Source organism: Haloarcula sp. Atlit-7R, from assembly GCF_003666065.1.
Lineage (GTDB): Archaea > Halobacteriota > Halobacteria > Halobacteriales > Haloarculaceae > Haloarcula > Haloarcula taiwanensis.
This window is the reverse complement of sequence record NZ_QXIK01000021.1, coordinates 15,346-39,318: the sequence shown is the minus strand read 5'-3', so window position 1 is coordinate 39,318 and position 23,973 is coordinate 15,346. Positions and strand designations below refer to the sequence as shown.

Below are 23,973 nucleotides of genomic sequence, written 5' to 3'. Positions count from 1 at the left end.
GGTCGTCGGATATCACCATCACGGGCAATCAGGTCGACAACTGTCCGGTCGGCATCCTTGCTCGCACGGTTCCAGCGGATGCGGACAACACCGACGCACGAACTGCGAAGCGCCCGTACAGTTTCACCATCACGGGCAACACAGTCAGCGACGCCTCGGCGGCCGGCATCCGACTCCGGTCTGGCGACGCGGGCGTGGTCGCGACGAACACGGTTCGCAACGCCGGGACCGCAATCGACATCGACGAGACGTACACCGCGGGCATCGAGCAGGGACTGAACGTGACCCGTTGACGGCAGTTCGGGGTTTCGATGTGAGAGGGGGTTGTAAGATATAAACCGCCGGCACGCAAACGATACGGCAATGACCGACGACGAGGAGACGGTCCAGTGCTGGCTGGTCGAACGCTCCAGTTACGGCGACGAGCGCATGGTGACGCTTATCTACGCGCCCCCGGACGGCGACCGCCACCTGACCAAGCAGCTCTCACCGAATCTGCTGAGACGCAAACGGATTACGGCGGCCATCGACGTCGAACCCGAACGGCTCGAACCCGTCACCGACGAGGAGACACAGGAGCGCTACGCCACGGAGGCCCAGCGGATGGCCGAGCGCCACGACCCCGACGCCGAAGTGTAAGCGAGCGTTTCGACAGCTACGGCCCGTCTATCGAGTTCTTTGATTGATATTTGGAACACGAAAGACTATACACGCGGCCGTCACAAACCGGCCGTATGGCAGCGATAGAACTGGATGGCGTCACCAAGCAGTTCGGGAGTCTCACCGCGCTGCAAGGGGTCGACCTCACCGTCGAGGAGGGCGAAATCTTCGGCTTCCTCGGCCCGAACGGGGCCGGGAAGTCGACGACGATCAACATCCTCCTTGATTTCGTCCGCGCGACCGACGGGTCGGCGACGGTGCTCGGCCACGACATCCACGAAGAACCGAAGCGAATCCGTGCCCGCACTGGAGTCCTCCCCGAAGGCTACGACGTGTACGACCGGCTCACCGGTCGGCAACACCTCTCCTTTGTCATCGAATCGAAAGATGCCGACGAAGACGCCGATGCACTGGCCGAACGGGTCGGCATCGCCGACGCCCTCGACCGCAAGGCCGGCGGCTACTCCAAGGGGATGCAACAGCGCCTCGTGCTGGCGATGGCGCTCGTCGGCAAGCCCGACCTCCTCATCCTCGATGAGCCGACGACCGGACTAGACCCGAACGGAGCACGGCTAATGCGGGAACTCATCCGCGAGGAGAACGAGCGCGGCGCGACTGTCTTCTTCTCCAGTCACATCCTCGGTCAGGTTGAGGCCGTCTGTGACACGGTCGGTATTCTCCAGAACGGCCGCCTCATCGCGAAAGACAGCGTTTCCGGGCTTCGCGAGGCCGCTGCCGGAGACACCGTCCTCCGCGTGACACTGGCTGACGGCGACGGCACCGACGCCGCGGTCACGGCTATCGAGGGCCTTGACGAGGTGTCGACGGTAACCGCGGACGGAACGACGCTCACTGTCGGCTGTGACAGCGACGCGAAGATGGCCGTTCTTAACGCTGTCGAGGAAAGCGGGAGCGAGGTCGCCAACTTCGAGACCGAGGAGGCCTCGCTCGATGAGGTGTTCGCCGCCTACACCGAGCAGCAAGACCAAGATCGCGCGGAGGCCGACGCATGAGTGCCGAGCAGAACCCCGTCAAGCGCTTCCTCGGAGACATCGATACGAGCATCAAGAACTCCGAGTTCGCCGACTGGTACCCCATCTCGAAAAAGGAATTCCGGGACACGGTCCGCTCGCCGTGGATCTGGGTGCTCTCGCTCATCTTCATCGTGCTGTTCGCCCTGCCGGCGGTGCTGGGCCTGTATTTCAACATCGGCCAGCAGTTCGCCGAAGCCGGGGCGTCGCTGACGACAGACGCGTACGTCCGCTTTGCGCTGCCGATTGCGGCACCGCTGCTCCCCGCGGTCGCGATCGTCATCGGCTACGCCGCAATCGCGCGGGAGAGCGAGCGCGGCTCCCTGAAGATACTGCTCTCGCTCCCGTACACGCGCGGCGAACTGCTCGCCGGCAAGTTCGTCGGCCGGAGCGCCATCACGCTCATCCCGGTGACGGTCGGGTTCCTGACGACCCTGCTCGTGTTGCTCCCGTCGGAAATCGAAATCGCGTGGGAATCGTTCCTGCTGTTCGCGCTCGCCACGATGACATACGGCGTTGTGTTCACGGCGTTCGCTATCGGCCTCTCGGCGGCGCTAAAGACCGCTCGCCGGGCGATGGCGGCATCGCTCGGAATCTACGTGTACCTGCAGGTGTTCTGGTCGAACCTCGGAGCCGGCCTCGGGAACCTGCTGTCGGACCACGCGAACATCGACCAAGTGACCCAGCTACACGTCGAGCTGTTCGTTTCGCTGCTGAGCCCCATTGCAGCGTACCGCACGCTCGTCAAAGAGGTACTACAGGGCTCGCCGATCCGCTCGCGGCTCCTTCTGACGTCGAACCCGCAGGTGACGTGTGAGGAAATGCTGGGTGGAACGCTCGAAGTGACACAGGCCGGTGCCGAGTGTGCCAACGCCGCCTTACCGCCCCAGTACAGCACTGTCGCGGTTATCGGCTATCTCCTGCTGTGGCTGGTCGCCCCGCTGGTCGCCGGCTACTACGTCTTTGAGAACAAGGACCTCTGAACGGCCAGTAACACAACAGTATTATTCGAAAAAGGTGACATACTACTGTGCCTCCAGAGTGGACCTGTAATCACTGCGATTTCGCGGCCGTGGCAGGGACACGCCGGGACCTGCTCCGTCGGATTCGAAGCCACCAGCGCCAAGCGGGCGGCAGCCTTCTCTTGCATGAGACACCAGATAGCGATCAGGCACAGGATGCGTGTGTTCGGCATCTTAGTGTGAACGGGTCCGCTAACACAGGCGTGCTTATTGTTACGAAGTCACCGGCGCTGAAACTCAAGGCGTGGCGTCACAATGTTGGGGACTGGCCACAGCGACTCGAAATCCTCACACCCAACATGACAGCGCAGCTTCCAGCAGAAGACGTCGTCAGCGATGGGGATTTTATCGACGGGCCGTTGGGAGTCACAGAACTCACGTCGGCCGACCTGAACGGGCTTGCGAAAGAGATTGACGACATACTAACTGACCTCGATAAATCAGTTGACAATCTCACCATTTGTATAGATAATATGACAGAGCTCATCAATTCGTTCGGGACGCAGCCGGTGTTCAAGTTCACGCATGCGCTGAACGGTCGGTTCAGAAGTCTCGGGGCGTACGCACACTGGCACTACAAACCGGACACGCAAATCGAATCATCGAATCACCTCTTCAGGCAACTGTTCCAGCTACTGCACGAGACGCGGTCGGAAAAGAGTCACTTCGAAGTGCTCTAGACAAGGTCCAGCAGCATTCGATACCACAACCAGCGTCCACACCACAGAGGGCCGGTCTGCAGTTCAACCGCCACCCTCACAACACGCTGGTCTCGGCCAACAGCTCCTCGAATTCGGCTTCGCTGAGTGTTGCTACATCGTGTTCGGCCGCATCATCCTGTTTTCGCTGGCCGGGATTGTCACCGAGCACCAGATAGTCAGTGTTGCCGGAGACGCTGGTCGTCGCCGACCCGCCGTTGCGTTCGACCAGTTCCTGTGCGTCGCTGCGGGTGTAGCCGTCGAGTGTGCCAGTGAAAACGAACGTCTGGCCGTCCAGAGCGTCGCCGCCCGTCTCCTCGGCGGCCTGCGGGTCGACGTGGTCGAGCAAGCGGTCGATGACGGCACGGTTGCCCGCGCCCTCGAAGAACTCCACGATGGAGCGGGCAACTGTCGGTCCCACGTCTGGCACGGCCTCGAAGGCGTCGGTGTCGCCCTCGTCGGCGGCCTCCAGTATCGCCTCGAAGGTGCCGAACTCCCGGGCGAGGTTCCGGGCCGTGACCGATCCCACCTCGGGGATGCCCAGGGCGACGAGGAAGTCCGCGAGCGGCGGCTCACGGGCGGCGTCCATCTTGTCGACGAGGTTCGTCGCGCTCGTCTCGCCCCATCCCTCCAAATCGGTGAGATCCTCGACAGTGAGTTCGTAGAGGTCCGCCGGGTCGGAGACGAGGCCAGCGTCGAGGAGTTGCTGGACGGCCTTCTCGCCCAGGCCCTCGATGTCCAGCGCATCGCGGCTGGCGTAGTGCTCGACGCTGCGCTCGCGCTGGGCGGGACAGGTGAGGCCGCCGGTACAGAACGCCATCGGGCCGTCGCGCTCGACCGGGCTGTCACAGGCCGGGCAGGTCTCTGGGAACTCGAAGTGGCCGTCGCCGTCGTCGTCGAGCACTTCGACGACATCCGGGATGACGTCGCCGGCCCGCTTGATGCGGACGCGGTCACCCACGTCGACGCCGAGGTCGGCGACGAGCGAGGGGTTGTGCAGCGACGCCCGCGAGACGGTGACGCCGCCGACTTCGACGGGGTCCATGAGCGCGACGGGGGTGAGCCGCCCGGTCCGGCCGACCTGGACGACGATGTCCCGGACGGTGGTCTCCTCCTTGCGGGCCGGGAACTTGTAGGCGAACGCCCAGCGCGGGGCGCGGGAGGTCGACCCGAGTTCGTCGCAGGCGGCCATGTCATCGACCTTGATAACGACGCCGTCGATTTCGTAGTCGAGGTCGTCGCGGGCGTCGAGTTGCGCGTCGCGGTAGTCGATGGCGGCGTCGATGTCCCCGACGACGCCCGTCCGGTCACAGACCCGCAGCCCCCACTCGGGGAACCGCTCGTGCATCTCGCTGTGGCTCTCGAAGTCGACGGAGGCGTCGAGGACGCCGAAGAAGAACACCGACAGTGGGCGCTCGGCGGTCACCGACGGGTCGAGCTGGCGGAGCGTCCCGGCGGCGGCGTTGCGCGGGTTGGCGAAGGGGTCCTCCCCGCGCTCGACGCGCTCGCGGTTGAAGGCCGTGAAGGCGTCCCGCGGGATGTACACCTCGCCGCGGACGGCCAGATACTCGGGGCAGTCGCCGCGCAGGCGCTGGGGGACGGCGGCGATGGTGCGGACGTTCTCGGTCACGTCCTCGCCGACCTCGCCGTCGCCGCGAGTGGCGGCCCGCTGGTAGACGCCGCCCTCGTAGACGACCTCGACGGAGAGGCCGTCGAACTTTGGCTCGCAGAAATACTGCACCTCATCGGTGTCGAGTCCGTCTCGGACCCGCTCGTCGAACTCCCGCACGTCCGCTTCGTCGCCACCCTGATCGATAGAGCCCATCCGAGCGACGTGTTCGACGTCGGGGAGTCCGTCCAGCGGCTCGCCGCCGACGCGCTGGGTCGGACTGCCGTCGGTGTCGAGGTCGAACACCGATTCGAGCGACTGGAGCCGGGTAAACAGCGCGTCGTAGGCCCGGTCGCCGATGACCGGGTCGTTTTGCACGTAGTACCGGTAGTCGTGATAGCGGATTGCCTCGCGCAACTGGTCGGCTTGCTCGCGAGCGGTCTCGGCGTCCACGTCCTCGACGGACTCGAACTCGGTCCGCGGATCGGAGATGTAGGGGTTCCCGGCGACATCCTCGGCAGTGGTCATGCTGACCCAGAGTTACGTCTCGTATACAAAAACGGCTCTGCTCCGCCCCTCGGGTCGGGAGAACAACAGACGAAAGCTGTGAGTGAGTTTCCGACGGCTACTGTCCGATATGACGAGATAGAGATAGTGCAGAAACGTCCGGCTATCGGCCGATACTGGAACTGGGGGCCTTGATGACGAGTTCCCCGTCGCTTCGGACAGTGACCGAGTGGTCGGCATATTCAAACGAGATACTGACAGGTGTCGAACGGTTCGAGGAGTCGATGAGCGAGTCGAGCGCTTCGGGGTCGACAGTCTCGTACAGCGGTGCGAAATCAGTCTGTTCCCGCCCGGTGATAGCGGAGATGTACTCGGTCACGGCCGCACTCGGTCGGGTCTCGCTCCAGTCGAGCTGTTTTCTGGTCACGTTCATCGGTGTTGCGGTATCGCTGTCCGTACTCTGTCTGTTACTTTTACTCATGCGGTTTGTCTATCTGCATCAAAGTAGCAAGCAGTAATATAGTCTTCCCAGCATTATCAAACTGTGAAAACGCCAAGTGGTACAGCAGCGGTCTCCAGATCGAGCCATAGCTCCGGTCTTCGTCGGTTTTCACCGGTGTTACAGATCGGCGACGTCTTCGATTGCGTCGGTTAGTTCCCTGATACTCTCGACGGTGTGTTCGCCCATGTGTCCGATGCGGAAACTCTCCTCGCTGATGTCGCCGTAGCCGCTGGAGAACACCATGTCATACTCCTCGGAGACGGCCTCGACCGTCTCGGCGACGTTGATGTCCTGCGTGTTTTCGATGCAGGTCACCGTCTGGGACTCGTAGCCCTCCTCGGGATAGAGGTCGAAGTGCTCGCGGGCCCACTCGCGGGTGTACTCGGCCATCTCCTGGTGGCGCTGGTCGCGGGCGTCGTGGCCCTCGTCGAGCATGTGTTTCATCTGCTTGCGGTAGGCGAGCATGAGCGGAATCGCCGGCGTCGAGTGGGTCTGGCCCTTCCGGTCGTAGTAGTCCAGACAGCGCTGGAAGCCGCCGTACCACGACGCCGACTCCTTCTCCAGTTCCCGCTCGTAGGCGTCGTCACTGACCGCACAGACGGCGAGGCCGGGCGGCATGGCGAAGGCCTTCTGCGTGGACGTGAAGATGGCGTCGATGCCGTGGGCCTCGATGTCGATCTGGTCGCCGCCGAGACAGGAGATGGCGTCGACGACGAAGTAGGTGTCCGGGTACTCCGCGACCACGTCGCCGATCTCCTCAATAGGGTTGCGGACGCCGGTCGAGGTCTCGTTCATCACGGCCCCGACGGCGTCGTAGTCGCCGGATTCCAGTGCGTCGCGGACATCTTCGGGCTTGACCGCCGTGCCCCAGTCGTACTCGATGCGGTCGACCTCCTTGCCGAGGCGTTCGGCGACGTTGGCCTGGCGCTCGCTGAACGCGCCGGAGGTCGGCACGAGCATGCTGTCCTCGACTAGGTTGAGCGTCGTCGACTCCCAGAACTCCGTGCCCGACGCCGTGAGCACGATGACATCGTTGTCGGTACCGAGGAACTCCTTCGTGTCCTCGACGATGGTGGTGTAGAGGTCCGTCATCCGGTCCATCCGGTGACCGAACATCGGTTCGGCCATCGCCTCGATGACGTCCTCGCGCACCTCTGTCGGCCCCGGAAGATACAGCGTCTTGTCCTGATACTCGTCTTTGTATTCGCGTTTTTCGGTCACAGAACCACCTATAGTAGGTACACTCTCGAATCCGGGAGGCATGGTAGTTTTGATACCAAGCGAATCAGCGAGCGTCCTGAACGGGCAGACCGCTCACGGGGAAAATACGCACAGATCAATTGCCCTCGCCACGAAGTATTTATCAGTTGGACAATCAGGTTCGAACATGGGCCGCCACACCCCGCTCACAGACGTCCAGCGAGCGGCTATCGCCGATAGAGCGGTTGCGCAAGTCGCCGACACGCTGGCCGAGATGCACGCCGACTCGCAACCGAGCCAGCGTAAACCGCTCAGCGACGACGATACCAGCGGATGCCGTACATGACCAGCCCGGCGTAAATCGCCGGACCGACCAGAACTGTCGCGCTGGTCGCCACCGCTCCGCTGAACAGATATCCGAGGAACACGTCGATGAACACCAGCAGGAAGGGGGCGAGCGCAAGTGCCTTCCCGCCGGTTCTGAGCGCCGCGTCGAACGTCGGCTGTGTCGCAGCAATCGCTCCGACGCCGGCGACGACAAGGAGATACAGCGCAGCGCCCGGGGGCGAGACGAGTGGGAGCGTGAACAGGGCGATACCGGCGAGGACAACACCAACGATTGTCGGCCCGTTGTCGCTCTGGGTGAGCGCGTTCTGGATCCCGTCGAGATCACCGGCATTGAGTGCCGCTTCAAGATCAGACGTGGGCTGACTGCCGCCGGCGTCGAGAACCGTCGTCCCGGTTCCGGCGTCGACCGGGCTCTCGAAGTCCCGGCCGCAGTGCATACACCACGTCGCGGTCGCACTGACTTTCTCCGAGCAATGAGGGCAGCGGGGATCGGCGGTCATACTGTCATGTTCGAGGGGGCACAGTTAGCGGTTACGGGGGGAGAATATACAGGTGTCCGCGGTAAACGGGGTGTATGGATTGGGTCGCACGGGCCGAGAGCCTCCTGTACGACGGCGAGGCAATCGAAGCGGACGTTCGGCTGGACCGTGGTGGCGTCGTCGTGACGAGTCACCGCGTCCTCGTGTTCACGCCGGACCGCGAGGGACCGAACTACCGGCAGGTCGACCGCCCTAACGTCGAGGGCGTCGACGCTACCACGAGCGGCGACTGGTCGTTCCTCGAACTCGGCGTGAAAGCGCTGGTGGTCGGTATCGTGCTGGTAGCTGCCGGGATGACCGTCAGTCTCGATAGCCTCGTCGGCAACGTCTCACTGGACAGCGGCGGTGCTGCGAGTGCCGTCGGCATCGGTGGGATGCTCGGGATGCTCCAGACGATGCTGACGCTGATGGCGCAACTTGACGACCTAATGCGACTGTTTGGCGGCCTTGCGCTGGCCTTTGCCGCCGTTGTTCTCGGAGTCTATCTCTGGAGTCGCGACCGCTTGCTCGTCGTGCGTGTCGCCGGTGACGACGACATCGAACTGGCCGCACCAGACGACGAGAGCGTCGTCGAGCGGATCGAAGCCGCCATCGTTCCCGAGACGCCCACTTCAGATGCCGAAGAGACAGCACAGCCGCCGTCCGACGACCCGCTCCCGTGACGTTCAACCCCGCCGAGCACCAACTCTGAGCTAATGGACGCCGACGAGGTCCGAGAACGCGCGGGGTCATTGCCACGGGAGCCCGGCGTGTACCTGTTTGAACAGGGCCGGGACGACACGCGCCGGGTTCTCTACGTCGGGAAAGCCGTCGACCTGTGCGACCGCGTGCGCTCCTACGCAGATCCGCGGAGCGAGCGCATCGCCAAGATGGTCGAACGGGCCGAGACCATCGACTTCGCCGTCACCGACACCGAGACACAGGCACTGTTGCTGGAAGCGAACCTCATCAAGCGCCACCGACCGCCCTACAACGTCCGGCTGAAAGACGACAAGTCCTACCCGCTGGTCCAGTTGACAGACCACGCCGTCCCCCGCATCGAGGTGACCCGTGACCCCGAGGACGGCGCGACCATCTACGGGCCGTTCACCGACAAGGGGCGGGTTGAGACGGTGGTGAAGGCCTTGCGGGAGACGTACGGACTGCGGGGCTGTTCCGACCACAAGTACAGCAACCGGGACCGGCCCTGTCTGGACTACGAGATGGGCATCTGTACCGCGCCCTGCACCGGCGAGATCAGCGAGACCGAATACGCCGAGGACGTCGAAGCCGTCACCCGATATTTCGAAGGCGAGACCGGCGTGCTCACGGACCCGCTACGCCGCGAGATGGAGACCGCCGCACAGAACCAAGAGTTCGAACGCGCAGCGAACCTCCGGGACAAGCTCGGGGCCGTCGAGGCGCTCCACGGCGAGGGCGACACCGCCGTCAGCGACTCCGGGGGGTCCCAGACAACGGACGTGCTCGGGGCCGCCATCGAGGGCGAGCGCGCCATCGTCGCCCGGCTCCACGCCGAGGGCGGCAAGCTCGTCGAACGGGACCGCCACACGCTCGAAGCGCCAGACGGCGAGGGAACCGCCGGCGTGTACCGGGCGTTCATCCCGCAGTACTACGCCGAACGCGACCTTCCGGACCGGATTCTCTGTGCCGAGTCCCCCGCCGACCCGGACATCGAGGCGTGGCTGGAAAGCGAGGGCGTCACGCTCGGGGTGCCCGGGGCCGGTCGGGAGGCGACGCTGGTCGACCTCGCACTGAAGAACGCCCGTCAGCGCGGCGGGACCGACGACGAGAGCGGCCGTCTGGCCGACGCGCTGGGTATCGACCGCCCGAGCCGCATCGAGGGGTTCGATGTGAGCCACGCCCAGGGCCGGTCGGCCGTCGGCTCGAACGTCACCTTCGTCGACGAGACGCCCGAAAAAAGTGATTACCGACGGAAGAGGCTCACCGAGCGAAACGACGACTACGCGAATATGCGCGAACTCCTCCGCTGGCGGGCCGCGCGTGCCATCGAAGGGCGGGACGACCGCCCGGACCCGGACCTGCTGCTCATCGACGGCGGCGACGGCCAGCTTGGGGCGGCCCGCGACGCGCTGGCCGAGACCGGCTGGGACGTGCCGGCCGTCGCACTCGCAAAAGACGAGGAGATGGTCATCACGCCCGACCGCGTGTACGACTGGGACGACGACGCCCCGCAACTCCACCTGCTTCAGCGGGTTCGTGACGAAGCACACCGCTTTGCCGTGCAGTACCACCAGACGCTGCGGGACGACGTGTCGACGACGCTGGACGAGGTGCCCGGAATCGGCCCCGAGACGCGGAAGCGACTGCTCCGACGCTTCGGCAGCGTGGACAACGTCAGGACGGCCTCCGACGAGGAACTGACGGCCATCGACGGTATCGGCGAGCAAACCGCGGAAACGATTCGGACTCGGCTACAGTGATTTTGTATAGCGGATAGTAGTTTATTCCAGTCAACTACTAAGCCCACCATTCTGCACGTAGACGACCTCAAAAGCCGTTTTGCTGCGTTTTTAGTGCTCAGTCGACGCTACGGCTCAACAACCGAGTTCCGGAGCGTGCCGACGCCGTCGTAGGTTATTTCGATTGTGTCGCCGGGCGCGACAGTCCCCGGGTTGGCCGGGCTACCGAAGGCGATGACGTCGCCGGGGCGGAACGTGAACCGCTCCGAGAGGTACGCGACAACTTCGTGGGGCCCGAACAGCATCTCGCGGGTGTTGGCGGACTGGCGGCGCTCATCGTTGATGTCCGTGTACATATCGGTGCTGGTGGGATCAGCGTCAGTCTCGATCCACGGCCCCAGCGGCCCAGAACCATCGAAGGCTTTTCGCGCGGTTCGACCCTGCTGGTCCAGCGCATCGACATCGTTCAGGACCGTGTATCCCCTGACCGCGTCGGGAACGTCAGCGGGATCGATATCGTGACACCGCTTGTCTATGACTGCGGCCAGCTCGCCTGCGTAGGTGAGTTCATCGGTGAACGGCGGGTAAGGAATGTCCTGCTCATGGGCGAGTAGCGCCGCTGGCGGCTTGATGAAGAAGTCCGGTTCCTCGGGGCGGTCGTAATCCATCTGGTCGTTCGTAGCGGCGTAGTTCCGACCGACGCAGTACAGCGCGGTCGGTTCACACGGCGGGAGCAGCCGCCCGTCGCGGCCAACCACGTACTGCCCATCGTCAGCGTGAATGACGCCGTCGACGTATTCGCCGGTAACCGGTCCACGGTCCGTCAGAAGTCGTGCGATTCGCATACTGAGTCGTCTGTGTGGCGGTGAAAAAGGCGTGTCGGCTACAGTGTGCACCAATCGACGGCTATCGTCGGTCACGGCCGAAATGCTTTTTTGCCGCCGTTTCAGCCGAGAGGCGACCCGTTTTTGGAACTATAATAAATCTAATATCGCTATATCAAATATCCCGGGAACGTGGCACCGAAGTGTGTAGGCGTAGCCGGCAGTCACCCACCAAAGCGGTTTTTTCGCACAACGGCGTACCGCCATACATGGCTGTGACCCGACGGCTACTCGTGGGCATCGTCGGGCTGGTGTCGCTGCTGGTCTATCTCATGGCTGCATACGTGGGGTACGTGCTGCTGTTGCCAGTGTGGAACAGCCGCCCGTCACCACTGTTGGCCGCGCTGGTCATTCTCGGGACCGCGATCGTTCTCGGCATCTTGAACTACTGGGCTGCAACAGCGCAACTCAAGCGGTCCCTCGATGCAGTCGAACTCTCGCGGACGCGTGCACCGGAACTCCACCGCCGTCTTGACGGGCTTGTCGATCAGATGGATGTCGACACACCGACGCTGCTACTGGCGGAGCTACCAGTCCCGAACGCGTTTGCCATCGGTGGCGGAGCCGGAGCTATCGTCCTCGACAGACGGCTGTTCCAGCTGTTGTCCCCAGCAGAATTCGAGGCTCTTCTGGGGCATGAACTCGCGCATCTGGAGACCCGTGATGCACTCGTTCAGACCGTCGCGTACAGCCTCGTCCAGATGCTTGTCGGACTCGTCGGCCTCGTGTTATTTCCCATCATGGCGCTGGTCGGTGGTGTCGCCCGGTCGCTCGCACTGGTGCGTGGCGACCCGTCGTCGTGGTCACGCTCCTGGCTTGGCCGGACACAGCGGTACTCGCTGCAGGTCGTTGCCGGTCTCGGATTCGCCGTGACACTGCTGATACTCAGCTACTCCAGACGTCGTGAGTTGGCAGCCGACGACCGCGCGGTCGAGGTTACGGGGAATCCCGTTGGGCTCGCCCGGGCCCTCGTGAAAATCGAACAGGCGTCGAAGCCGGATCCGGGACTCCTGCGACAACTATACGTTCACGGCGAAGCGGACAGCAATCTGTCACGCCTCCTGTCGACGCATCCGCCGATGGACGAGCGAATACAGCGGCTACAGGAGCGGGTGCAGGGTAATTCTATGAGAGCACGCGAACTATCGAACGACCGTCGGTAGCTGCGCTGTTGATCGACGCCCGAAGATGCCATATATTCGAACCAGCTTTTTCAGCTATATACGGGTGCATTCAGCAAACATATTGGGGAGATATGAGGAAAGTAGCGGGCATTTTCGTGGCAGATGCTGCTCGCGGTATGTCATTTCGGCAAGGCTGTCTAACCGACGAGGTCTCGTTTGGTGCGCAACATGAAGACGCAGACTGTGGAGTTTATCGCGACGCTGGACCGGACATGAGGTAAATCATGGTATGTGTTGCTTCCGGAAGGAGTACACCCTGAAGAGAGTCTCCATATATCCATTGAGGGCGACATAGGAGTCCTAGAAATCGCTATATTTGCACGGAGCGTCTGTCAATGTATGCAAGCCAGCATCCCGAAGCGAGCCACCGATACAGCAAAGAACCACACATACGGATGCCCGCTGTGTAATTGTGGTGCAGACAGTGAAAATGATATTTACTGCCATCTGCTGGTCTCACACCGAAAGAGTGCACTTGCTGGTGCACTTCTCGAAGGCGTTGACGGTGACGGATAAATCCGTGTTTAATTTCGATACGGGCGAGAGTGTCTTCGAGTAGTACCGAATTGTAGGCTTTTAGAAAGCTATCACAAAATTTGTGCTCGTATTCGGCCACTTATTATCTTGTTTCTGTGATCGAATAGTGAAATAGTGCCGCTGGCAGAATAGCCGCAACTGATTCAAGAGAGAGTTGGGTCGTCGTAAGTGCAGTAACTGCAATCTTTTGATCTGCACTGTTTACGTCAATAAACCAGTCAACACTATATTAAACAACAGGTGGTCATACCGGGACCGCTGGTCCAGCAGTAGCGACTGTCGACAGCGTGCCCGATAACATACATACACGTGTTATACTATGGAGTACATTTATATACTAGAATATCGCCCATCATGGATCGGTCATAGTGACGACACCAGAGCGCAGATAACACAGGAACAGAGATACGTGCAGAGAGTAGGATTTCCAACAACACAAGCATCGCAACGCAGCCACGCCTCGCGATGTGACACATCTGGCAACACACAGAGTTCGTGTTGTCTTGTTGTTTGACAGCGGTAGCTATTTTACCGGCTTCAATTGGGATTCTGCAGTCGGTCATCGAAACTCTGATTCTGGAAACGCTGATTACGGTGACTACGACGCTTGTTGTTCAGCGTTGTCGCCGTCGTTCCACACCGTCGAACGTCGCGACACAGCGAAGGATGGGAAACGCGTAAGTATTGGGAATGAGATGATTCAAACGTATGACGCAGACGTATGAGAACTATATCGGCGGTGAGTGGACCGGAACCGGGGAGACACAGGACGTCACGAATCCAGCAGACGAAACGGACATCGTCAGCACGGTTCCGGTGGGCTCGGCGGCAGACGCCGACGAGGCAGTCGCGGCCGCAGCGGGTGCGACGGATGAGTGGGCCGGGATGTCTGGTCCGGAGCGCGGTGCGATCCTGCGTGAGACCGGTGAAATCCTGAAATCCCGGAAAGACAAGCTGGCGGAGACACTGACCCGCGAAGAGGGAAAGCCGCTCGGCGAGGCCGAGGGCGAGGTTCAGCGTGCGATTGATATCTTCTATTACTACGCGGAGAAGGCCCGCGACTTCGGCGGAACCGTCAAACAGCCCAGCGGCGGCCGTGCCGGCCTACAGACGAAAAAAGAGCCGATGGGCGTCGCAGCGCTCATTACGCCGTGGAACTATCCCATCGCGATCCCGGCCTGGAAGATTGCGCCGGCACTCGCGGTCGGCAACACCGTTGTCATCAAGCCCGCGATGCAGGCACCGACCGTCGGCGCGATGATTGTCGAGGCGCTGGACGAGGCCGGGATTCCGGACGGCGCTATCAACCTGGTCTGTGGCCCCGGTAGCGAGGTCGGTGAGCGGCTGACCACCCACGACGACGTTGACGTGGTCTCGTTCACCGGCAGTGCCTCGGTCGGCGAGCACGTCTACGAACAGGCAACGAGCAACGGGAAGCGTGCGCAGGCAGAGATGGGCGGGAAGAACCCGACGGTCGTCATGCCGAGCGCCGACGTGGACAAGGCGGCTGACATCATAGGTGCCGGGGCCTTCGGCGGAACGGGTCAGGCTTGTACGGCGACCTCCCGAGCAATTGTGCACGAGGACGTGTACGACGAGTTCCTCGAGGCCATCGTCGACTACGCCGAGTCCCTCGAAGTCGGAAACGGCCTCGACCGGGCCGGCATGGGCCCACACGTCAGTGAAGACGAACTCGCGGGGAGTCTGGAGTACATCGACATCGCACAGTCGGAGGGGGCAACCCTCGAAACGGGCGGCGAGGAACTCACCGGCGGCGAGTACGACGCCGGGAACTTCATCTCGCCGGCGGTGTTCGCCGATGTCGAGTCGGATATGCGCATTGCACAGGAAGAGGTGTTCGGACCAGTGCTCGCTGTTATTCCCGTCTCCGACTTCGACGAGGGTGTCGAAGTTGCCAACGACATCGACTACGGGCTCTCGGCCAGCATTGTCACCGACCGAATCGAGGAGGAAAACGAGTTCATCGAACGCTCCGAGTCCGGCGTGGTCAAGGTCAACGAGAAGACGACCGGCCTAGAACTGCACGTTCCCTTCGGCGGCCTCAAGCGCTCCTCGACGAACACCTACCGCGAGCAGGGCGACGCGGGACTGGAGTTCTTCAGCTACATCAAGACGGTGTACCGCAACAGCTAACCGAGGCGGCCACCGTCGTTGTCTGCGGAGTGTGAGCTCTGTTACAGAACGGTTATTTCGTACTGGTTTTTAGACCCTGTTGCTTTTGTCAACCGCAAGAGTGAGCGTGCAAAGTCATGGTCGTGGCCCGACCGACGATTGTGGAACAGCCCCAACATCGGACTGTCTATCCCGTACAGACGGCCCACTCTCGGGATGCGCGCCCCGGCGTCCGGTTGGACACAACACCGCGGTATCGTCAGTCACTGCAAACCGTGGCCACAACGATCAGGATAGCGTTTCAAGCCAGCCAACTGTCGACCGAACCCTATCACTCCGTGATGACCGACCATTCAGTATGACGGAACGCTTTCCGTAACGGTTGTACTGCCGTTATTCTCGATACTGAACCCGAGAGCACGGACGAGAAAAGGCCATAGACGGGCCGTAAAACAGCATTTTGCCATTCGGAGCAGCGACTGACGGCTGTGGAATACTACCGGTTAGACTGTTGTTTTGTTCTGCAATATCGAACAATTATCTCATTTTCGGGGACTTGTTTACTTAATGTATGAACTGTCATTCGATACACTGGGACAGCATGGGCTGACACGGGATGCCAACACAAAAAATAATATCCAGCCAAGAGACGGCACCCGTATGAACGTTGACGCGCTCACGGGAGGGTTCGACCGTCGAGACTGGCAGGAACAGACAGAAACTGACGACCCCGTTCGGTTTGCGATGATCGGCGTCGGCTGGTGGACGACCGAACAGGCGATGCCCGCCGTCGACGCGGGAGATCTCTGTGAAACAACGGTGCTGGTCAGCAGTGACCGCGAAAAGGCAGCCGATGTAGCCGCTGATTCGGAGACGGTCGAACACGCGATCACCTACGAAGAGTTCCACGACGGAGTCGCGAGTGACGCATACGACGCCGTCTACATCGTTACCCCGAACGCGCTCCACCTCCCGTACGTCGAGACGGCAGCAGAACTGGATAAGGCGATCCTCTGTGAGAAACCGATGGAGGCCACCATCGAGCGTGCCGAGCGAATGGTCGACGTCTGTGACGAACACGACGCGACGCTGATGATCGCCTACCGGATGCACACCGAGCCAGCCGTCCGGCGAGCAAAGGATCTCATCGACGAGGGATACATCGGCGAACCGCTGTTCGTCCACGGCAACATGACCGAGCCGATCCTCGAACTCGTCCCCGACCCCGACCAGTGGCGGCTGGACGGGGAGCTGTCCGGCGGCTGTGCCGTCATGGATATCGGCATCTATCCGCTGAACACGAGCCGATTCCTGCTGGATGCCGACCCCGTGGCCGTCCGGGGAACCGTCGCATCGGTGCAGGAGGAGTTCGCCGACGTGCCGGACGAGCACGGCGCGTTCCAGCTAGATTTCCCCGGCCACGTGTACGCAGTGTGTACTGCCAGCCAGAACGCACATCTCGATAGCCACATCTCCGTACTCGGAACTGAAGGCAAGGTCCGCGTCGAACCGGCCTTCTACCCATGGGACGACCGTGCGCTCCAGTTGTCTCACGAGGGGACGACTGTCGACATCGGCTTCGAACAGATCGACCAGATGGAAGAGGAGTTCGAGTACTTCGCCCACTGTCTACTGACCGACACCGAACCCTACGCCGACGGAGAGCACGGCCTCGTCGACATCAACACTATCAAAGCCGTCTACGAGGCCTCCGAGACAGAGTCGACGGTCACGCTCGATTGAACGCGGTGCGAGATTTTTTGACCCGGCCAGGCATAGTTCGGCACATGGTTCAGTCAACGTGGGACGACTGGTTCGTCCGCGACGAGATTGAAGCGACAGACCCCGGCGACGGTGTCGTGGTCTGGTATCTCGGCTGTAACGGTTTCGTGCTCCGCTCGCAGTCGACGACGCTGTACATCGACCCTTACTTCGGGACTGGCGACCCACCGAACCTCATCCGCATGATTCCGGTACCGATGGATCCCGCCGATGCGACCGAGTGTGATGCCGCACTCGTCACGCACGAACATATCGACCACATGCATCCGCCGTCGTACGGCCCGCTGGTCGAGGACCTCGACGCGGACCTGTATGCACCGTCGGCATCGTATGACTCCCCGGACTACGACGGTGAGATGCGGGTGCCTGACGGGCAGCGCAACGAAATCGCCGTCGGTGATGAGTTCGTTGTCGGTGATTTCACCATCCACGTTACCGGGACGAACGACCCTGACGCCATCGAACCGGTGGGGTACGTCATCGAGCACGACGCCGGGACGTTCTTCCATGCCGGCGACAGCCGGCCCGCAGAGGGGTTTACCGGCGTTGGCGAACGGTTCGACATCGACGTGGGCGCGCTGGCGTTTGGAACCGTCGGCTCTATCTACGAGCCTGAACCGGACAGCGGTGTCAGAACGAAGTGGTACATGGACGAAAACGAGATCATCGAGGCCGCGAACCAGCTGCAGCTATCCCGGTTGCTTCCCGCGCATCACGATATGTGGCAGGGCGAGGCCGGCGACCCGAAAGTGCTTCACGAGCACGCGGTGTCGTTCGACTACCCCCGGGTCATCGAACCGCTGTACATCGGCTGTTCGGTGCGGCTGGGTGAGCCCGGGATTCGTCGCCTCGACGCGCTGGACTGAATGAGACAGGCGGTCCAGTCGCTGCTGTGGCAGCCGCTCAAGCAGAGACAGCGTTTTGTCACGGGGTAGCTTTAATACCCCCACCACAGTATGTCCGGCAAATGTCGCCAACGATAACGAAAATCGAAAGCCGAGAGTTCGAGTACCCCCTCGAAGATGTGGGGACCGACAAGCACGGCTTCAATCTGGTCTATGCGCCGGGCGAGACAACCACGCGGAAACTATTCGGCGTACAGGTTCATACTGACGAGGGAATCACGGGCGAGTACGTCGGCGGCAATTCGCCGGCAGCCGCCCAGTACAACATCATCGCACAGTACCTCATCGGTAAAGACCCGCTGAAACGCGAGAAGCACTGGTCCGAATGCAAGCGCGCACTCCGGAAATACGACCGGATGGGCATCGGCCCAATCGACATCGCGCTGTGGGACTTCGCCGGCAAGTACTACGACGCGCCGATTCACGAACTGCTCGGAACCTACCGCGAGCGCATCCCCGCCTACGCCTCCACGTATCACGGCGACGACGCCGGCGGACTGGACTCGCCCGAGGCCTTCGCCGACTTCGCCGAAGACTGTCGCGACGAGGGCTTTGGCGGCTTCAAGATTCACGGCTGGGGCGGCGGCGACGACGCCCGGAGTCTCGACCGCGAGGTCGAGGCGGTCCACGCTGTCGGCGACGCGGTCGGCGACGAGATGGACCTGATGCACGACCCGGCCTGCGAACTGGAGACGTTCGCCGACGCACTGGAACTTGGCCGGGCGCTCGATGAGCAGGACTTCTTCTGGTACGAGGACCCGTTCCGCGACGGCGGTATCTCACAGCACGCACACAAGAAGCTGGCACAGAAACTCGATACGCCGATTCTCCAGACCGAACACATCCGCGGACTGGAGATCAAATCCGACTTCGCCGCCAGCGAGGCGACCGACTTCCTCCGGGCCGACCCCGAGTACGATGCGGGTATCACCGGCGCAATCAAGGTGGCCCGAATGGCCGAAGCGTTCGGGCTGGACGTGGAGTTCCACGCGCCCGGTCCGGCACAGCGTCACTGCATCGCCGCCTGCCGGAACTCGAACTACTACGAGATGGCGCTTGTCCACCCGGACTGCCAGAACACCCAGCCGCCGGTGTACGAGGGCGGCTACTCCGACCTGATGGATGCGGTCGACGACGACGGGGCGGTCAGTGTTCCTGACGGCCCCGGCCTCGGCGTGGAGTACGACTGGGACTACATCGAGGACAACACTACCGGAAGCGTCCACATCTACGAATAGCGCCGCAAGCAGCCGTCACAGACTGAGGGGTGAATCAGTCCGCTGCGTACGCTCTGACGCCAGTTTCGAGAACCTCACGGTAGCGGTCCACGTCGATGTCGACGGCTACCTCGCTGTTTGGCTCATTGTCGGTCGTGCCGTACTCGTCGCAGATGACTGCCCCGTGGCAGGGGCCGCCGGTCGTGTCCACGTCGAGGTAGTACTCCTCGAAAGTGAGCACCGACTCGTCGATGATGTCAGCGACGACAGCGGCGTCGTGGATGGCCGGCGCGTCGGCCAGCGGGTAGGTTCCGGAGTCGGGCCGGTAGTCGAGCCACTCGGCGACGGTCCCCCGGATGCCACCGGCCGTGCGGAACTCCTCAATGAACTCGGGAGCGACGGTAGCGCGGTTAGTCACATCCAGCCCGACCATCCGGGTAGTGGCGTCCTGCAGGACGCGACTGGCTGCCGCGGGGTCGTTGTGGAAGTTGGCCTCAGCCATCGGCGTCACGTTCCCGGTCGTCATCGCCGCCCCGCCCATGAGATAGATATCCTCGACGAGGTCGGGTAACCGGGGTTCCTTTGCCAGTGCGATTGCCAGGTTCGGAAGCGGACCGACGGCTGCAATCGTCAGTTCGTCTCCGTACTCGCGGGCGGCTTCGACGATTGCGTCGGCCCCGTGGATATCACGTGTGTCGCCCTCACTGTCAGGGATATCGCCGTGGAGTCCGTTCTCGCCGTGAATCCACTCGGCAGTCGTGAGGTCGTCGACGAGTGGGCGACCACAGCCCCGAGACACCGGAACATCGTAGCCACCGAGACCCAGTATCGCGTGTGCGTTTCGCGTCGTGTTCTCGATAGTCGTGTTTCCGCAAACAGTCGAGAGACCGACCACATCAATTGCCTCGTGGCCGAGCGCCATTGCCAGCATGACCGCGTCGTCGCAGCCGGGGTCCGTATCGAAGAAGACTTTCCGTGACATACCTTCGGAATTCCGCCCACCGGGTCTTAAAAGCTGGTACGTCCCGGAGTTGACACGGAAGCGCCGCTGTGGACAGACTGCCAGTGTTCTGTGGGTGATCTGTCGGGCTGTCGTCGCGACCACAACCGGTGTGTCGAAATGTGTGGCCGACAGATGGGGTGTGTCAGTCTCAGCTTATACTGGCCGAGGGGTGTGACATTAGGGGACAGCTAAAACAGGCCCGACCCGAGGTGGGAATCCGGATCACAGTTCGCACAGACAAGAGTCGGTCATTCGTTACAGAACACAGTCAGTATCCGAGAATAGTGAGACCATGGTAAATTTTAATTATATAGTTACAATACGGTATAGGAAGTGATGGATAGAAATCACATACGGCCAGTACTACTCAGCGTACTACTCGTTTTCTCGGTTGTCAGCACCGGTTTCCTCGGAAGTGCCGCTGCTGCACCGAGCGAGCAAAGCGAGGTGGCAACGGTGAACAGTCAGACGATGGCACAGACGGCCACAGCTGGTGGGGCGACCTGTCAGCTTGACGGGAGCTGTCCGGTTCCTGATGGATCAGTCGACCTCAACAACAGTGGTGCCGGCGTCCACGTGTTGATCGACGGGAGCCATCAGGGCTCGACGTTCACGAAGTTCGCAAACCGACTCAGCGAGCGCGGGTACGACGTCGACACGAAACGGTCGACGACCGGCGGGCTGACCTCGTGGAACAGTTCATCCGCCAACGGGCTGTCGGACTACGACGTGGTCATCATCCCCGTCCCCCAGACAGCCTATAGCGAGGCCGAGCAGGACGCAATCGACGAATACGTCAGAAACGGCGGCAGCCTGTTCGTCGTCGGGGACTGGACCTCGCCGCTGCAGGGCCACGCCGGCAAGCTCAACGACATCACCGACCCGTACGGGCTTCACTTCAACGGCGAGAGCGACACGTGGCTCCGGAACATTCAGGACCCGACCAACAAGACAGTCGAAGACTACGAGTGGCGAGTTGTGCTCCACAACACGGGCCAGCATCCCATAATGAACACCGTCGACACCGTGGAGTACGACGGGGTCAGCCTCAACGTGACCGACACGGAAAACGGGACGCAGGCTCCGTTGCTGTACGGTGACAGCGATACCTACGAGTACACCTACTCCACGACAGAGAAGGAGTACCCCCGTGGCGAGCGCATCGTCGGTGCGGCCGCGACGTGGGACATCGGTGACAACGGCCGCGTTGTCGCCTTCGGCAGTCAGAAGTCGCTCACGACGTATCTCACCGACGAGTGGCAGGCCGAACACCAGCAAACCGATACGCGGCCGTTCCTCTTCCGGACGGTGAAGTGGCTGGCCTCGTCGGGCCACGTCGAGCGACCGGACAAGCCGGTCGCCGTCACCGGCGAGCGAATCAAGGGCGGCGAGACACCAGCGAACGAAACCATCGTTCTGAAAAACAGTGAAGTCGCCGCCGCCATCGGCACCGAAACAAACGGTCCCTTCGGCACGCTCCCCGGTGGCATCTACGACGCCAACGCGTACGGGCTGACGACCGACCAGATCGGCGTCGCCGAGTTCGCGTTCAACAACTTCGGGACGTGGCCGGACTACGAGTCCTTCGAGTACCAGAACGCGACCGGGCCCAGCGGCGCAGCAGTCGTCACCGCGACCGGCCACGTCAGTACGAACTCGAACGTGTCCGTCACGACGACGTATACGCTGCCGGCCAACTCCAGCCACATCTGGATCAACACCACGATGGAGAACGGCGGCGACCAGCGCCTCCCGGTCAACGATTCCGAGCGCCTCCAGAGCGGGGCGGCACTGAGTTCTGAGGGGCAATCAACCTGGCTCCCCGGTTCGGGGACGGTCGAGGAAACGCGTTCGCCGCCGGTGAGTGCCGACACACTCGACCAGCCCTGGGCCGCGCTCACCGGTGACCGCGTGAGCTACGGCGTCTGGGGCGGGAACGGCTCCTTTACCTCGTACACGGGTTCCACGACATGGGTTGACCCGTGGCTCGAACACCGCCTCGACCCCGGCGGAACGCGGTCAGCAGAGTTCGCCCTCTTCGTCGGCTCGGAGGGCGCAAGTAGCGCGACCAGCGAGTACTACAACAAGCAGCATGGCACCGAGACGGGAACGGTGACCGGCAGCATCGAAAGCACGGACAACGAGTCCGTCTCACAGGCCACAGTCACCGCCTCGAAGGGCGACCGTGCGTTCACCTACACCGTCGGCTCGGAGACAGGAACGTACGAACTCGAACTCCCCGCCGGCGAGTACACGCTGACGGCTGATGCCAGCGGATTTGCGGCATCAGAGCCAAAATCCGTCACTGTCACCGGCGGCGAGACAGCCACCGCAGACTTCGACTCGCTGGAGGGGCCGGCACCAATCAACGTCACCGCAACGATAGACGACGAGGGTGAGGTCAGTCCCGCCGACGCCCGGATCACGGTGCTCAACGACGGCACCGCGGTCCAGACCGTCTACACACAGACGACGCCGGCCGGCACGGCCTCGTTCCAGCTCCCGCCCGGCAACTACACGCTGGTGTTTAACCACGGAACCGGCTACATCGCCGACCCGGTCGAGAAGAACATCTCAGTGACGCCCGGCGAGGCAGTCAGCGTCAACGCGACGTTCACCGAGGAGCTGGACCCCAGCGAGCGCAACTGGGTCGGTATCGATCCCCACGCCCACAGCAGCGTCAGCTTCGACGGCAAGACGCCCATCGACAACTTCGTCGCCATCCAGAAATCGGCGGGCGTCGACGCGGTGTTCATCTCCGACCACAACGCCATCGGTGGCTGGGGGTCGATGGAGTCACAGGCCAAGGAGCGCGGCATCATGTTCATCCGGAGCGAGGAAATCACCACCGGCGACCTCGGGCACTTCAACCCCTATCCGATGCACGGCGAGGAGATGATTGATTCCGACGGGACCCTGGTGGAGTTCATCGAAGAGTCCCGGACCCGACACAACGCAACGGTGTTCCAGGTCAACCATCCGGGTGACCGCTTCGTCAGCCTCGACAGTGCGCCCGGCCAACACGAGAAGTACCTCCCGATGGTCGACGCCATCGAAGCGTACAACGGTCCGTACGGTGAGTCCGACGCTGCCAGCGTCCGCGGGCTGTTCACCCTCTGGAACAACGGCTACGAGATTACGGCGACCGGTGTCAGCGACGACCACTGTTCGCAGTGCTTCCCGGCGAAATACGGCAGTGCCCGCACCCGGGCATACGTCGAGGGGCCAGTCACGCCCGAGAAGTGGGCCCAGTCAGTGAAAGACGGGCACACGTACGCGACGTACGGTCCGGCCGTCGAGTTCACCGTCGACGACAGGATGCCCGGCGAGACCGTGAACACGACCGCCGGGTCCTCCGTAGAGGCGTCCGCGACGGTTCGAAACCTCGACGAACTCGCGTACGCCGAGGTCATCCGGAACGGCACGACCGTCTCGAACGTCACGCTCGACGGGACAAACGACACTATGAGCACCGACGTTGCCATCGACGGGAACGCCTGGGTCGCCTTCCGCGTCGTCGACGAGGACGGCGACCGAGCGCTGACCAGCCCGGTCTGGATTTCGACGAGCCAGCAAGCCGAATCCGGGACTGACGGCAACGGCGAGTCCGGCGGTACCACGGCGAGTGTTGCGCCTGACACCGAGGGCGAGTCGGCGGGAACGATGGCCGAAGACACTGCAACCGCGGAGTCGGAGACGACCGCCGCGTCCGGACCCGGGTTCACCGCCGTCGTCACACTGCTCGCGCTCGTCGGCGCAGCGCTGCTCGCAACGCGATGGGGGACCTGAGCC

Annotated in this window: 19 protein-coding genes and 1 pseudogene; 14 read left to right on the top strand and 6 right to left on the bottom strand. The window is 62.3% G+C overall.

Features of this window, described 5'->3' with window-relative positions:
- The 5 genes and pseudogenes from D3D01_RS21105 to D3D01_RS21085 all read left to right on the top strand — a co-directional run.
- Positions 1-293 (top strand): annotated as a pseudogene (locus D3D01_RS21105) (right-handed parallel beta-helix repeat-containing protein); the annotation flags it as partial.
- Between the two features lie 70 nt (positions 294-363).
- Positions 364-639 carry a hypothetical protein gene (locus D3D01_RS21100; RefSeq protein WP_121513643.1) on the top strand — a complete coding sequence of 92 codons (276 nt, stop codon included), beginning with the start codon at positions 364-366 and terminating at the stop codon, positions 637-639.
- Positions 640-734: 95 nt separating this feature from the next.
- Complete coding sequence (locus D3D01_RS21095) at positions 735-1,673, top strand: ABC transporter ATP-binding protein (protein WP_121513642.1); 939 nt, start codon at positions 735-737, stop codon at positions 1,671-1,673.
- Positions 1,670-2,674 carry an ABC transporter permease gene (locus D3D01_RS21090; RefSeq protein WP_121513641.1) on the top strand — a complete coding sequence of 335 codons (1,005 nt, stop codon included), beginning with the start codon at positions 1,670-1,672 and terminating at the stop codon, positions 2,672-2,674. Before D3D01_RS21095 ends, D3D01_RS21090 begins: the two co-directional genes overlap by 4 nt.
- An 89-nt stretch (positions 2,675-2,763) precedes the next feature.
- The gene (locus D3D01_RS21085; protein WP_147439964.1) at positions 2,764-3,393 is read left to right on the top strand and encodes a hypothetical protein; all 630 of its coding nucleotides are present in this window, start codon (positions 2,764-2,766) and stop codon (positions 3,391-3,393) included.
- A gap of 76 nt (positions 3,394-3,469) precedes the next feature.
- Here D3D01_RS21085 and ligA read toward each other — a convergent pair whose 3' ends face one another.
- From ligA to D3D01_RS21070, 3 genes are all read right to left on the bottom strand, one after another.
- Positions 3,470-5,548 (bottom strand): NAD-dependent DNA ligase LigA, encoded by a 2,079-nt coding sequence (gene ligA, locus D3D01_RS21080; RefSeq protein WP_121513640.1) that lies wholly within the window; start codon positions 5,546-5,548, stop codon positions 3,470-3,472.
- A gap of 142 nt (positions 5,549-5,690) precedes the next feature.
- Positions 5,691-6,008, bottom strand: a complete 318-nt coding sequence (locus D3D01_RS21075) for a HalOD1 output domain-containing protein (protein WP_232794509.1) — start codon at positions 6,006-6,008, stop codon at positions 5,691-5,693.
- Between the two features lie 138 nt (positions 6,009-6,146).
- Positions 6,147-7,250, bottom strand: coding sequence for an alanine--glyoxylate aminotransferase family protein (locus D3D01_RS21070; protein ID WP_101349068.1), 1,104 nt, complete (start codon positions 7,248-7,250; stop codon positions 6,147-6,149).
- Between the two features lie 166 nt (positions 7,251-7,416).
- Between D3D01_RS21070 and D3D01_RS23820 the strand changes: the two genes are divergently transcribed.
- Positions 7,417-7,575 (top strand): hypothetical protein, encoded by a 159-nt coding sequence (locus D3D01_RS23820; RefSeq protein WP_158600534.1) that lies wholly within the window; start codon positions 7,417-7,419, stop codon positions 7,573-7,575.
- Here the strand turns inward: D3D01_RS23820 and D3D01_RS21065 are convergent.
- Positions 7,541-8,014 (bottom strand): hypothetical protein, encoded by a 474-nt coding sequence (locus D3D01_RS21065; protein ID WP_121513639.1) that lies wholly within the window; start codon positions 8,012-8,014, stop codon positions 7,541-7,543. The two genes, D3D01_RS23820 and D3D01_RS21065, sit on opposite strands and share 35 nt — an antisense overlap.
- Positions 8,015-8,151: 137 nt before the next feature.
- Here D3D01_RS21065 and D3D01_RS21060 point away from each other — a divergent pair, with 137 nt between their 5' ends.
- Together D3D01_RS21060 and D3D01_RS21055 are read left to right on the top strand one after the other, a co-directional pair.
- Entirely contained in the window at positions 8,152-8,778 is a 627-nt protein-coding gene (locus D3D01_RS21060; protein ID WP_101349066.1) for a hypothetical protein, read from the top strand.
- A gap of 33 nt (positions 8,779-8,811) precedes the next feature.
- Entirely contained in the window at positions 8,812-10,557 is a 1,746-nt protein-coding gene (locus D3D01_RS21055; protein WP_121513638.1) for an excinuclease ABC subunit C, read from the top strand.
- Between the two features lie 107 nt (positions 10,558-10,664).
- Here D3D01_RS21055 and D3D01_RS21050 read toward each other — a convergent pair whose 3' ends face one another.
- The gene (locus tag D3D01_RS21050; protein WP_121513637.1) at positions 10,665-11,381 is read right to left on the bottom strand and encodes a fumarylacetoacetate hydrolase family protein; all 717 of its coding nucleotides are present in this window, start codon (positions 11,379-11,381) and stop codon (positions 10,665-10,667) included.
- Between the two features lie 248 nt (positions 11,382-11,629).
- Here D3D01_RS21050 and D3D01_RS21045 point away from each other — a divergent pair, with 248 nt between their 5' ends.
- From D3D01_RS21045 to D3D01_RS21025, 5 genes are all read left to right on the top strand, one after another.
- Positions 11,630-12,583 carry a M48 family metallopeptidase gene (locus D3D01_RS21045; protein WP_121513636.1) on the top strand — a complete coding sequence of 318 codons (954 nt, stop codon included), beginning with the start codon at positions 11,630-11,632 and terminating at the stop codon, positions 12,581-12,583.
- A gap of 1,266 nt (positions 12,584-13,849) precedes the next feature.
- Positions 13,850-15,295, top strand: coding sequence for an aldehyde dehydrogenase family protein (locus D3D01_RS21040; protein WP_121513635.1), 1,446 nt, complete (start codon positions 13,850-13,852; stop codon positions 15,293-15,295).
- A 639-nt stretch (positions 15,296-15,934) separates the two neighbouring features.
- Entirely contained in the window at positions 15,935-17,017 is a 1,083-nt protein-coding gene (gfo6, locus tag D3D01_RS21035) for a D-xylose 1-dehydrogenase Gfo6 (RefSeq protein ID WP_101349061.1), read from the top strand.
- Positions 17,018-17,061: 44 nt separating this feature from the next.
- Positions 17,062-17,922 (top strand): MBL fold metallo-hydrolase, encoded by an 861-nt coding sequence (locus D3D01_RS21030; RefSeq protein ID WP_121513634.1) that lies wholly within the window; start codon positions 17,062-17,064, stop codon positions 17,920-17,922.
- Between the two features lie 101 nt (positions 17,923-18,023).
- On the top strand, positions 18,024-19,199 hold the full coding sequence (locus D3D01_RS21025; RefSeq protein WP_121513633.1) for a mandelate racemase family protein: 1,176 nt from the start codon (positions 18,024-18,026) through the stop codon (positions 19,197-19,199).
- Positions 19,200-19,233: 34 nt separating this feature from the next.
- Here D3D01_RS21025 and D3D01_RS21020 read toward each other — a convergent pair whose 3' ends face one another.
- Complete coding sequence (locus D3D01_RS21020) at positions 19,234-20,160, bottom strand: nucleoside hydrolase (protein ID WP_121513632.1); 927 nt, start codon at positions 20,158-20,160, stop codon at positions 19,234-19,236.
- A gap of 357 nt (positions 20,161-20,517) precedes the next feature.
- On the opposite strand from D3D01_RS21020, the gene D3D01_RS21015 reads away from it, so the two are divergent.
- Positions 20,518-23,970, top strand: coding sequence for a CehA/McbA family metallohydrolase (locus tag D3D01_RS21015; protein WP_121513631.1), 3,453 nt, complete (start codon positions 20,518-20,520; stop codon positions 23,968-23,970).
- Positions 23,971-23,973 lie beyond the last annotated feature (3 nt).